Source organism: Flavobacterium sp. IMCC34852, from assembly GCF_030643905.1.
Taxonomy (GTDB): domain Bacteria; phylum Bacteroidota; class Bacteroidia; order Flavobacteriales; family Flavobacteriaceae; genus Flavobacterium; species Flavobacterium rivulicola.
Map to the genome: position 1 here is coordinate 1,234,232 of NZ_CP121446.1, position 13,151 is coordinate 1,247,382.

Genomic DNA, 13,151 nt, shown 5'->3' on the forward strand with positions numbered 1-13,151 from the left:
TTGACAAGAGTCAATAGTTAAAATAAGACCATGAACGATTACCACCATTTTAAGTTTACACCATCGGTTTGGTTAGTGCCTTCTTTACTGCTTGGTCTGATTTGGGTTATTTTTTTGTTTGAAAACATTTTTAATATCGAATTGACTACTCACGGGATTTTGCCTCGAAACTTTTCGGGTTTACAGGGCGTAATTTTCAGCCCTTTTTTGCATGGTGATTTGAATCACATTGCTAACAATACCATTCCGCTGTTTGTGTTGACCACGGCGCTTATTTATTTTTACCGATCAATCTCTTTAAAAGTTTTGTTTTACGGTATTTTGATGTCGGGTCTGATTACTTGGGTAATTGGACGCAATTCTTTTCATATTGGTGCCAGCGGTTTGATTTATGTGTTGGTCTCTTTTATTTTTTTCAAGGGTCTTATGTCGCAGTATTTCCGTTTGATGGCTTTGTCTTTGGCAGTTGTGATGTTTTATGGCGGAATGATTTGGTATGTTTTTCCACAGATTGATCACAAAATATCTTGGGAAGGGCATTTGGCGGGTTTGATTACCGGGTTTTTATTTGCCAAATGGTTCAAGACGCCCGATTATAACAAAACCATACAGTATGAATGGGAGAAACCCGATTTTAATCCGGAAGAGGATAGCTTTATGAAGCATTTTGATGAAAACGGAAATTTTGTCAATACCCCAAAACCTGAGGAAGAAGTGTCTGAGGAGAGTTCCTCGTTTCTTAATTATTTTTATACTTATAAGGAAGATAAAGACGATAACAAATCTGCGGAATAGTTGGCTTTTTAGCCCCGATTACCTCACATAGTGTTTATATTTTATAGGTGTTCGGTGAATGCTTCGCATTTGTAATGAAAATAAAAAGTCCCAATTTGGGACTTTTTTATTGTAATGAATAGCGGGAATAGGGTTTACTGATAAATCCCAAACCATTCGCTCCTTATTAGCTAATGATCAATTCGCTTCGCTCTGCTGTCTTTGTCTTACGGTTTCATAAAGAAATGCACCACATGCTACAGAAACGTTTAGTGAACCGATAGTTCCGAACATGGGTAGTTTGGCTTTTTCATCAACGATTTTCAGTACCGACGGATTTATGCCTCGGTCTTCGCTTCCCATGATGATGGCTAGGGGTTGGTTAAAGTTGATGTCGTAGATATTGTCTTCTGTTTTTTCGGTAGCGGCTACGGTTTTGATACCACTGCCTTGTAAATAAAAAATAGCGTCTTTGATGTGATCTACTTTGCAAATCGGCACGTTGAAAACAGCTCCGGCAGAGGTTTTTACAGTATCGCCGTTAACAGGAGCGGAACCTGTTTTTTGAACGATGATGCCGTCTACACCGGTACATTCTGCGGTTCTGATGATGGCTCCGAAATTACGGGCATCGCTAAGTTGGTCAAGGATTAAGAATAAAGGCATTTTACCGCTTTCAATTACGCTGTCTACTAAAGTTTCTAATTTCACAAAGGAGATAGGAGCAATGCTGGCCACGGCACCTTGGTGGTTGTTGGCAGTTAAGCGGTTGAGTTTTTCAACGGGAACATAGGAGAAGTTGATGCTGTTTTTTTTCATCACTTTCATTAATTCTTGCATCAATTCGCTTTGCGCATCGCTTTGTATAAAAACTTTGTCAATTTCTTTTCCGGCGTTAATTGCTTCAATAATGGCTCTGATTCCGAAGATTTGATTTTCTTTTTCCATGGCGCAAAGATATAAAAAAACCACCAGTGAAAACTGGTGGTTTTAAGAGTTTTAGACTTTATCCTATTATGGTTGTAAAGTTAAGTTTGGCCAATTGGTACCATCTGTTCTAGTCAGTGTGGTATCACCAAATTCACCATAGTCATTTTCCCAGTGGAATGACATATCAGGGCCATTGATTACTAGGTTAGAGAAGGTAAATACTTCATTGAATTGGTCAACGCCATCGTAAGCGATTTCGCCACACAAATCAACTAATTTTACCCCTGTAGCAGTGTTGCCCGGTCCGTATAAACCAATCCAACCTCCGAAAGAAGCATCAGAAATGTTGTATACTCCGGCACCTGCAGCAGTAAAAGTAACAGTTCCGGTAACCGGACCGTCAACAAAACCACCACCCGGTTCTCCGATGTTAGTGGTAGAGTAGGCGTAACTTCCTGCTAAATCAGAATAACAGTCAATAATTGTAAAAGACAATTCTTGAGAAGCAATGTTAGCATTAGAAGTGTTAGCGTTACTGATACGTAATGTGAACGTTTCATTGTCTTCGTCTTCGTCATCATTTAAGATTTTAATCTCTCCTGAAGCTGAAGTAGAGTAAGCAGGGATAATGATTTCATGATCGTATTCAAAATCATGTTCATCAGCATCACCGGCTGTTTGAAGTATCGATACGTGGATGTCCACAGCCTGAGGGTTGTCAAGCGTGATTGTATAATTAAATACTGCTTGATCACCTTCTCTTACGGTTTGCGAATTTGTTAATGGGCTGGCTAAATTGATAGTTCCCACAACATTTTCAGTGACTATTAAATTACTATAGCCTGTTGCATCTCCAGAATCGTCACAAGACACAAAAAGTGCAGACGACAAAAGCAAAGCAAAACCAAATTTATTATTAAATATTTTTTTCATAATTGTGTATTTAATTAGTCAACAACTTTTTCAAGAACCTCATAAAATTCTCTTGGTCCAGAACCAGCAGTCAGATAGCCATAAGTCATGTATATTCTGTCTTTTCCTAACACATCATCTCTAACGGCTTTGTTTTGAATACCTGCAAATCCACATGCATTAACAATGTCTCCCGGAGTTTCAGTACAATTGGTAGCCGGTTGCGCATTAATTAATTGAGGAGATCCGTCATATGTAGTTGGTACTAAAACGTCGTCATTAGAATCAATGGTGAAATAGAATTCATTCCCAGAGAATGGACCTGCCCATTCTAGTTTTCTGTAGGTAGTTGCATTTACAGACTCAATAGTAACAACTGTTCCTAGGAATGGTCCTGTAACATCCGGTCTTGGTACATTAATTCTCCAATATTCACATTGGATTACTGTGTATTGACCGGCAAAACGTGTACCCACAGAAATTTTTGTAGTTTTCAAGTTTTGAGCTTGTGTTCCGGCACTAGTATTAGATACATAAGTCAAAGTCCAAAAATCTCCAATGCTTAAAGAACTATCACTAGCTGGTAGCGGAGCACCGTTTAAAGTTAATCCACTGATTAACTCATTGTAGGTAGCAGTGAAATCCAAGTTCTCTACTTGAGCTGTATTAGGGAAAGTTACTGTTTTTAATAAAGCAGTGTTGGACGTTTCACCATCAACAGAAGTAAAGGTTTTGTAGATATCTACTGAGTTAACTTTAATATCTCCTTGAAAAGCAGAAATTGAAGCTGCATATTCAAAATCAGCACCGTTTCCTACTACATAAGGAACTAAAATACTGTTAACACTTAACAGACCACCTTCATTTTGATTGCCTGTAAGGACATCATTATCTTCGTCGCATGACACAACACCTAACGATGCTATTGCCATAAATAAATAAATAAATTTTTTCATAGTTTTTTTATTAATTCATCCACCAAACTTTTGAAAGCATAGTATCGCCATTGTCTAGTAAAGCCACGGCTGCTTGATAGTTTGTTTGATTAAAGTTTTGTGAATCTGTTGAATAATAGAATCTTTTTGGGATAACACTAATTTGTGCATCAACTACCGGTGATAAAGCCGGTTGTCCTGTTCTTCTCCATTCGGTCCAAGCTTCAATTCCTTGACCGTATAGACCAAACCACATTTGTAAACCAATTTTTTCTTTACCTGCAGCAACTGTTGTAAAGTCTAAAGTAGGTTGAGATAAATAGTTTGTAACTTGAGTGGCTGAAACACCGTTGAAATCCATATTGGCTGCAATACCATTTCTGTAGTGAGTATCAGCTGCTGTCAATCCGCCAGAGATTATTCCGGTTAATGCAGCTTCTGCTAAATAAAACTCAACTTGTGCATAAGACAATAAGACACCCGGTAAGGTAGGAGATAAGTAATCTTCACCTGGTGAAGAGAAACCATTGTAGTTGCCTGGGTTTTCAACGCCCGGTACATTACCAACATAAGCTCCAACATCGTTTACTTGAGCAAACTTGCTTAATCTTGGATCGTTTAATTGGTTTAACTTGTCTACTAAAACAGAACTTACTTTGTATTCTGCTCTGTTTCCAAATACGATAGTTTCGTAAATTGGGTTAGCATCCGGTTGGGCCGAAGTGTAAGCCAATTGAGCAGAATCATCGTTTGAAGACATTAATAGACCTGAGCTAACAAGTGCACTTACTTGAGCAGATACGTCTCTTTTTCCTGAGATTCTCATTAAAGCTTTTAATTTAAGAGAAGCACAAAATTTTCTCCACTTAGTAACATCACCTTGGTAGATAAAATCAGCTGTAGAAGTAAATTCACCTGATCCGGTAGCAAATAATGTTTCTGCTTGATCTAATAAACCTAAAATTCCATCGTATACAACCTCTTCGGTATCATGAACAGGTTTAGTGTTTCCAGGAACAACTGCTTCATTGAATGGAACCGGTCCAAAAACATCGGTTAAGATTTGGAAATTATTAGCTTCCAACACTAAACTGATTGCTTGTAAATTAGTGTTTCCACTAGTGCCGGCTAATTCATAAGCCGCTTTACATTCAGCAATAGCACTTGCATAAAGATTAGTCCAAACCGAATTCATTACCGCTCTTCTCGGCGTGTATCTTTCTTCGGAATTGTATTGAACTTTTGACCATTGTTGTGCCCAGCAAGTTCCCATATCACCTCCAATTTGTGCATTGTACAAAGTGTTTTGAGTTGTAATCATTGCTGATGAAAGCAATAAATTAGGGTCTGTTGTCTGAGAGTTGTTTGGAGAGGTATTAATCTCTTCAAAATTATTATCGCAGCTCCATAAGACAAGTGCTGCCATAAATAAAGAAAATACTTTTTTCATAACTTTTTTTAGAATTTAATGTTAATGTTAAACCCATAAGTTCTTGCAGATGGTAATTGACCAAATTCTTGGCCTTGTTCACCGTTAGCACTACTGAAACCTGTTTCAGGATCAATGTGAGGTACTTTTTTGTATAAAATAGCTAGGTTTCTACCTACTACAGATACTCTGAAGTCCTGAATAAATGTTCCGTTTAACCATTTTTTTGGTAATGAATACCCTAATATAATTTGTCTTAATTTCACATAACTGGCATCAAATACACCACTTTCGGTAAAATTAGAGTAATCGTAAGCAAATTGGTTGAATGTTTTAGCATCAACAACAACGTTGTTGGCAACGTAACCACCGTTTCCGTCAGCTACTACACCATTTCCAATAACCCCAGTTTCTCTTCCGATAAGAGACTCTTCTAAGGTTCCTGCATATCTACCCCACATGTAAGTCATTGAGAATAAGTCACCTCCCATTTTTGCATCTAGTAAAGTGCTTAAATCGAAGTTTTTGTATTTGAAAGAGAAGTTAGCACCTCCAGTCCAATCCGGAGTGATGTTTCCTAGAACAACTTTTTCGCTATTGTTTACTTGTGGTAAACCATTTTCATATACAATTTGACCTGCTTCATTTCTTAAGAAAGGATAACCAACGATAGAACCGTAAGCTTCACCAACTCTGGCTTGAAGCTCCATATCCCATTGACCGCCCAAAACATAAGCATCGGTTAATCCTAAACTTACAACTTCGTTTTTGTTTTTAGCAAAGTTTAAATCCACATCAAAAGTGAAATCACCTTTTTTCAATACAGTAGCTCCTAATTGTAACTCAATACCTTTATTGTTCATTTCTCCTGCATTTTCCCATGAAGATGTAAATCCGGAAGCAGCATCAATTTGTAAAGGTAAAATCAAATCTTTACTAGTTTGATTATAGTAAGTTGCGCTAAAACGAACTCTATTGTTGAAAGCATTTAAGTCTAAACCAAACTCAACTCCAGTTGTGCTTTCAGGTTTAAGATTTGGATTCCATTGAGTGTTCGGAACTGAAGAAACAGTACCGAAGTTGTTGTTGGCAAGGGCAAAAGTTCTGTTCAAGCTGTAAGGGTCTAATGGACCAATACCTCCTACTTTTGACCAACCTCCTCTTAATTTAGCATAGCTAACTTTGCTACTTGTAAATCCTAAGATTTCAGATAAAACTAAGGATCCTGAAACAGCAGGATAGAAGAATGAATTGTTTTTCGCCGGCAATACACTAGCCCAGTCATTTCTACCAGAGAAATCAAGGAAAGCATAACCTTTGTAAGCCAATTGTCCAAAACCTAAAATACTGTTGATTCTTTGTTCAGTGTAATCACTGTCAATATTAGGAGTAGTTCCTGATTTAACATTTGAAAGTGTAAATAAGCCAGGTAATTCTAAACCTCCTGATAACTCACCTAATTGTCTTGTTCCGATTCTTTTCATGGTATTCATACCACCATTAAGTGTTAAAGACAAATCGTTAGTTAAGTTTCTTTGGTAATTAACAATTGCTTCCGCGTTTATCTCAGAATATCTTCTTGTGATTTCAGCATAGTAACCGTCGATGTTTTCGTTAGAACCTTTTTCGTTTCTTAGAGTTTCTCTTTGGGAATAGTGGTCTAACATTAATTTACCATTGATGGATAAATTATCGGTAAACTTGTAATTCAAGAAAGTATTTCCTGTAATTCTGTCTTGATCAAAAGTGTTGATGTTAGTCTCCAAATGCCAATAAGGGTTATTTTGGAAATTGGTGTTCCAGCTTATTGGTGTTCCGGCTGCTGGTGTATTAGCACCGGCTAATGGGAAGTTTCTCCAATCTTTTAAGTCGGTAAACTGAACGTTACGGGCAGACCAAATGAATTGTTGCACAACGTTTTGACTTGAATACCCCACAACCGGTAAGTTATCACTCTTGTTGTTAAAGTAAGTCATGCTGATACCAGCGGTTAATTTTTTACCAAGATTCATATTTCCATTAAATCCAACATTAAATTTTTTGAATTCAGTGAATGGAATCATACCTTTTTCATCACTATTTCCAATAGACAATCTAAAGTTAGAATTTTCACCACCACTGATGATTGAAATATTGTTAGATTGTGCTATACCTGTATCGTAAAAATCTTTCACGTTATCAGGGTGTGATACCCATGGCGTTGGTAAACCTCCATTTTTGAATGAATCCCATTGAACAAATTCTAAGCCTCTGTCCAATGCAGGACCCCAGCTTTCGTCAACACCGTCATTGTAACCACCACCGGCACCGTCTACGAACTCAAAATAATCTGAGGTAGCTCCTTGGCCATAAGAGTTTTGGAAGTTTGGCAATACTAATGGATTTGAGAAAGTAGTGTTTGAGTTAAAAGAAACTTCAAACTTGTCTTTTTTCTTTCCGGATTTTGTAGTGATTAAGATAACCCCTTTACTGGCACGAATACCATACAATGCCGCAGCAGTTGGTCCTTTAAGCACCGTTACTGATTCAATATCGTCAGGATTAATACTGGCAGCACCATTTGGCAAATCTCTACCACCACCGGATCCTGAGTTACCGTAGCTAGTGTTGTCAAAAGGAACACCATCAATTACAAATAACGCTTCATTGCTACCCGTAATCGTAGAATTACCTCTCAAAACAATTCTTGAGGAAGAACCTACTGCACCTGAAGAGTTAGTTACATTTACACCGGCTACTTTTCCGGATAATGCATTAACTAAATTTGACTCTCTGGCCTCAGTTAAGGCACCGCCTTTAACAGATTGTGCAGAATAGGTTACCGCTTTTTCGGATTTTTTAACACCCAAAGCGGTTACAACTACACCTTCTAACTCAACTGCGTCATCTTTCATTTTTACATTAATTGTAGTTGAAGAAGCCAAAATCTCTTGGGATTTCATACCTACATAATTAAAAATTAACGTTTGAGTTGGAGCGGCACTGATGGAAAATTTACCATCAAAGTCGGTTTGTGTGCCTAATTTAGTTCCTTTAACAAGAACATTAACTCCCGGAATTGGTAAACCGCTATTGTCTGTAACAACACCAGTTACAATCCTTTCTTGCGCAAAAGAAATTTGCACCAATAACGCTATAAAAAGCGTCAAGAATCCATTTAACTTTGTTTTCATTATTTAATTTGGTTATAATTAGTGAACCAAAAGTCTTAAATAAATCTTAAAAATCCTAATTAAATGCTAAATTTTAATGTTAAAGTTTTAAACATTTAAAAATTGGCTTTAAAGCTGATGTGTACAATCGAATTTGAGAGCTTGACGGCTTGATTATTCGTGCTTCCGTTGGCATAGATTAAGTTGAACAGGCCGTTTTTTGACAAAAGGCCAAAACCAAAACCAAACCCCAGCAGCTCAGCTCGGCTATTGGTTGTGTAATCCTTTAAAAATCCGTAATCTAAGATGGAATGAATGTAAAGATTTGTGGTAAGAACGTATCTGTATTCTGTAAGTAAAGACGAGAAGGTGTTGGCTTGAAGGCTGTTTTCGTTAAATCCTCTAATGGAGTTAATGCCGCCAAAACGGGATAACTCATTTACAATATAATTTTTGCTTTGCAAATAGAAGTTTTGAGACTTGATTGTAATGATATTTTTTGAATTTAGATAGAAGTTATGTTTGAGGTAAAGGCTTCCGAAAAACTGATGGTCATTCAGTAGTTTTGAATCTCTCTTTCCCGTCCCGATTTTTAAATTAAGGTTGGTCTTCTCAGGAAAGAGAAAATCATCATTTTTTAAATCAATGAATTCCATGGCTGTTGTCAGAAACGAATTGTCAAAGTCGGATAAAGTATTGGTGTTGGTGTTTTGAATGTCGCTGGATTCGGTAGATTGATAGCCCAAGTAAAGTCGGGTGTTATAATTGAAAAAATACCCCAATTCGATATTGTTTCTAGTGTTTTGGAAAGTGCTGTCTTGTTTAAAAATATTTAGTTCAATTTTAAGGCCAATTGGACTTTTAAAAATATAAGGCAGTTCAAGTCCGAGATTAAAGGTTTTTTGGTCTTGTCCATCACTTTTCCAGTACAGTGAAAATCTCTCTCCGGAATTTAAAACGTTGTTTAAAGTTAAATCCAAATAACCACTTAAAATTAATTTGCTCTCTTCGTCATTTGTAAAGCCGAGATAACCGTCAAAAGAGTTGGGTTTGGATTTTTCTAAATAGACGTAGACTTGGGTTGAGTCTTTGGTGAATAAGATTTCAGGGTACTTGGTTTGCTTGACAAATCTGAATTTTTCAAAATCATCGTAGAGTTTGTTTAAGTTTTTTTGATTAAAAACCTTTTTGCGGTAAAGACGAGTAATATTGCGTTTGTGGCTTTCGGGGAATTTGTCATATCCGTTAATTACAATGCTGTTCACTTGTCGCCGGTTTCCTGTGGTTGCCTCTAAATCAGCAATAATATTGTTGTCTTTGTAATGGATGTTACTAAGCTTAACTTTGGCCATGGAGAAACCGTTATTTTCCAATTTCATCAGGGTGCTGTTTAGGAAGGCATCAATCTCCTCATAATTAAGTTGCAGTGTGTCGTTTTTTAAACGGTAAGTTTCGGGTATATTTTCATGGTTTTTTATACCTATATATATGCGTGCATAATTTATTTTTTTTCCGAGGCTGTATTTGTAGCAAAAAACACTGTCGTTTAACTTATAGTTCTCGATGAATTGTGCGTTTAAGAAACCTTTTTTGTTAAGTTTTTCATAGAAGGAATTGTTTTCGTCAATTATGGATTTCAGATTTTGATGTTTTTTGATGTAATCAATGCTATCGACGGATTTGTCTTCGAATTCGTTCTGTCCGATAATTTTCAGATAGAAATTTTGTGCCGAAACATTTCGGTTGGCGATTATTAAGAAGAGGAAAAGGAAAAACTTTTTCAACAGTTATAATTGTTTGCTTCAAAATAACGCAAAAAAACTCTTTTTATTGCTGATAATCGAATGGAAAAACAATCTGTTTGAAAATTAATTAATTATGATTTGTTTCATTAAAAATAATTACTACATTTGCAACCCCTAAAAAAGCGGGATTTTAATAAATAAAGAAATTTTAGTATTTAATTATGCCAACAATTCAACAATTAGTAAGAACAGGAAGAACTCAAATCACTAAGAAGAGTAAATCGGTTGCTTTAGATTCTTGTCCTCAAAGAAGAGGTGTTTGTACGCGTGTTTACACTACTACTCCTAAAAAGCCAAACTCAGCGATGCGTAAAGTAGCGCGTGTACGTTTGACAAACGGAAATGAAGTGAATGCTTACATCCCTGGAGAAGGACACAATCTACAAGAGCACTCGATAGTATTAGTGCGAGGCGGAAGGGTAAAAGATTTACCAGGAGTTAGATACCACATTGTGCGTGGTGCACTTGATACCTCAGGTGTAGCAGGAAGAACACAAAGAAGATCTAAGTATGGTGCTAAACGCCCAAAAGAAGCTAAAAAGTAATTTTAAAAACTTTTAAAGAAAAGACATGAGAAAAAGAGCGGCAAAGAAAAGACCACTTTTACCAGATCCAAGGTTTAATGACCAATTGGTAACACGTTTTGTAAACAACTTAATGTGGGATGGTAAGAAATCAACAGCTTTCAAAGTATTCTATGATGCTATTGATATCGTAGAAGCAAAAAAGAATAATGATGAAAAATCATCATTAGAAGTTTGGAAAGATGCTTTAACAAACGTTATGCCTCACGTAGAAGTACGTAGTCGTAGAGTAGGTGGAGCTACATTCCAAATCCCAATGCAAATCAGACCGGACAGAAAAATTTCTATGGCCATGAAGTGGATGATACTTTATGCTCGTAGAAGAAACGAAAAATCAATGGCCGGAAAATTAGCCTCTGAAATTTTAGCTGCGGCTAAAGAAGAAGGAGCTGCTGTTAAAAAGAGAATGGATACTCACAAAATGGCAGAAGCAAACAAAGCATTCTCTCACTTTAGATTTTAATATTTAAGAAATGGCTAGAGATTTAAAATTTACAAGAAATATTGGAATTGCGGCTCACATTGATGCTGGTAAAACAACAACAACGGAGCGTATATTATTCTATACAGGAAAATCGCATAAAATTGGTGAAGTGCACGATGGTGCTGCAACCATGGACTGGATGGCACAAGAGCAAGAAAGAGGAATTACCATTACTTCTGCTGCAACTACTTGTGAGTGGAATTTCCCAACAATCCAAGGGAAAGCGACTCCTGAAACAAAACCTTATCACTTCAATATTATTGATACTCCGGGACACGTTGACTTTACTGTAGAGGTAAATCGTTCTTTACGTGTATTGGATGGGTTGGTTTTCTTATTTTCTGCTGTTGACGGTGTTGAGCCTCAATCAGAAACTAACTGGAGATTGGCTGATCAATACAGGGTTCCACGTATGGGATTCGTTAATAAAATGGACCGTCAAGGGTCTAACTTCTTAAATGTATGTCAACAAGTTAGAGACATGTTAAAATCTAACGCAGTAGCCATCACTTTACCAATTGGTGAAGAGAATGATTTTAAAGGAGTAGTTGATTTAGTAAAAAATCAGGCTATCGTATGGCATGATGCTACTCAAGGGGCAACTTTTGACGTAGTTGACATTCCTGCTGATATGGTTGATGAAGTTAAAGCTTATCGTTCAATTTTAATTGAAGCGGTAGCAGAGTATGATGAAAATCTACTTGACAAATACATGGAAGATGAGAACTCAATTACTGAGGACGAAATCAACAATGCGTTAAGAGCTGCTACTATTGATATGGCTATCATTCCAATGATCGCAGGTTCATCATTTAAAAACAAAGGTGTTCAATTCATGTTGGATGCTGTATGTAAATATTTACCATCTCCTTTAGATAAAGAAGGAATTGAAGGGATTCACCCTGATGATGCTGATTTATTAGAAGAAGATCAAACTAAAATCTTACGTCGTCCTGATGTAAAAGAGCCGTTTGCTGCTTTAGCGTTTAAAATTGCAACTGACCCTTATGTTGGTCGTTTGGCTTTCTTCCGTGCTTATTCAGGTCGCTTGGATGCCGGTTCTTATATTTTGAACACTCGTTCAGGAAACAAAGAAAGAATTTCTCGTATCTACCAAATGCATGCTAATAAACAAAATCCAATCGAGTACATCGAGGCTGGAGATATTGGTGCAGCAGTTGGATTTAAAGATATCAAGACTGGTGATACTATGTGTGATGAAAAACACCCTATCATTCTTGAATCGATGAAATTCCCTGATCCGGTAATTGGTATCGCTATTGAACCAAAAACAAAAGCTGACGTGGATAAAATGGGTATGGCTTTAGCAAAATTAGCTGAAGAAGATTCTACGTTTACTGTTAGAACTGATGAGGCTTCAGGTCAAACTATCATTTCAGGGATGGGTGAGTTACACTTAGACATCCTTGTGGATCGTATGAAACGTGAATTCAAAGTTGAAGTAAACCAAGGTGAACCTCAAGTAGAGTACAAAGAAGCATTCACTAAATCTGCACAACACAGAGAAGTTTATAAAAAACAATCTGGTGGGCGTGGTAAATTCGGTGATATTGTATTCCGTTTAGAGCCTGCTGATGTGATCGATGGTAAACCATTTGTTGGATTACAGTTCGTAAACGAAGTAAAAGGTGGAAACGTTCCTAAAGAATATATTCCTGCTGTTGAAAAAGGTTTCAGAGAAGCTATGAAAACCGGTCCGTTGGCGGGTTATACCGTAGACAGTTTGAAAGTAACTTTGTTAGACGGTTCTTACCACCCGGTAGATTCTGATGCTCTTTCATTCGAATTAGCAGCAAAAATGGGTTACAAAGAAGTAGCGAAAGCTGCTGGTGCTGTTATCCTTGAGCCAATCATGAAAATCGAAGTGATCACTCCTGAAGAAAACATGGGTGATATCGTTGGAGATTTGAATAGAAGAAGAGGTCAAGTAAACGACATGGGAGATAGAGCTGGTGCTAAAACTATCAAAGCGCACGTTCCGTTATCTGAAATGTTTGGTTATGTTACAACCTTAAGAACATTGTCTTCAGGTAGAGCAACATCTACAATGGAATTCTCTCACTATGAGCAAACTCCTTCAAACATTTCTGAAGAAGTAATCAAAAAAGCAAAAGGTAACGCTTAA

At 37.0% G+C, this 13,151-nt stretch carries 10 protein-coding genes; 4 read left to right on the forward strand and 6 right to left on the reverse strand.

Features of this window, described 5'->3' with window-relative positions:
• Positions 1-30 precede the first annotated feature (30 nt).
• Positions 31-795: a rhomboid family intramembrane serine protease gene (locus P7V56_RS05285; protein ID WP_171222639.1), complete on the forward strand. Its 765-nt coding sequence runs from the start codon at positions 31-33 to the stop codon at positions 793-795.
• A gap of 177 nt (positions 796-972) precedes the next feature.
• Here P7V56_RS05285 and rlmB read toward each other — a convergent pair whose 3' ends face one another.
• From rlmB to P7V56_RS05315, 6 genes are all read right to left on the reverse strand, one after another.
• On the reverse strand, positions 973-1,722 hold the full coding sequence (gene rlmB / locus P7V56_RS05290) for a 23S rRNA (guanosine(2251)-2'-O)-methyltransferase RlmB (protein WP_171222640.1): 750 nt from the start codon (positions 1,720-1,722) through the stop codon (positions 973-975).
• A 66-nt stretch (positions 1,723-1,788) separates the two neighbouring features.
• On the reverse strand, positions 1,789-2,637 hold the full coding sequence (locus P7V56_RS05295; RefSeq protein ID WP_171222641.1) for a hypothetical protein: 849 nt from the start codon (positions 2,635-2,637) through the stop codon (positions 1,789-1,791).
• A 14-nt stretch (positions 2,638-2,651) separates the two neighbouring features.
• Complete coding sequence (locus P7V56_RS05300; protein ID WP_171222642.1) at positions 2,652-3,572, reverse strand: hypothetical protein; 921 nt, start codon at positions 3,570-3,572, stop codon at positions 2,652-2,654.
• A gap of 10 nt (positions 3,573-3,582) precedes the next feature.
• On the reverse strand, positions 3,583-5,001 hold the full coding sequence (locus P7V56_RS05305) for a SusD/RagB family nutrient-binding outer membrane lipoprotein (protein WP_171222643.1): 1,419 nt from the start codon (positions 4,999-5,001) through the stop codon (positions 3,583-3,585).
• 8 nt (positions 5,002-5,009) lie between these two features.
• Complete coding sequence (locus P7V56_RS05310; RefSeq protein WP_171222644.1) at positions 5,010-8,153, reverse strand: SusC/RagA family TonB-linked outer membrane protein; 3,144 nt, start codon at positions 8,151-8,153, stop codon at positions 5,010-5,012.
• 95 nt (positions 8,154-8,248) lie between these two features.
• Positions 8,249-9,916 (reverse strand): BamA/TamA family outer membrane protein, encoded by a 1,668-nt coding sequence (locus P7V56_RS05315; RefSeq protein ID WP_171222645.1) that lies wholly within the window; start codon positions 9,914-9,916, stop codon positions 8,249-8,251.
• A 182-nt stretch (positions 9,917-10,098) separates the two neighbouring features.
• Here P7V56_RS05315 and rpsL point away from each other — a divergent pair, with 182 nt between their 5' ends.
• Genes rpsL through fusA form a run of 3 tightly spaced genes read left to right on the forward strand, consistent with a single transcriptional unit; the run spans position 10,099 to position 13,151 of the window.
• Positions 10,099-10,482 carry a 30S ribosomal protein S12 gene (gene rpsL / locus P7V56_RS05320; RefSeq protein ID WP_007136570.1) on the forward strand — a complete coding sequence of 128 codons (384 nt, stop codon included), beginning with the start codon at positions 10,099-10,101 and terminating at the stop codon, positions 10,480-10,482.
• A 25-nt stretch (positions 10,483-10,507) separates the two neighbouring features.
• Positions 10,508-10,984, forward strand: a complete 477-nt coding sequence (gene rpsG / locus P7V56_RS05325) for a 30S ribosomal protein S7 (protein ID WP_171222646.1) — start codon at positions 10,508-10,510, stop codon at positions 10,982-10,984.
• 10 nt (positions 10,985-10,994) lie between these two features.
• Positions 10,995-13,151, forward strand: a complete 2,157-nt coding sequence (gene fusA / locus P7V56_RS05330; protein ID WP_171222647.1) for an elongation factor G — start codon at positions 10,995-10,997, stop codon at positions 13,149-13,151.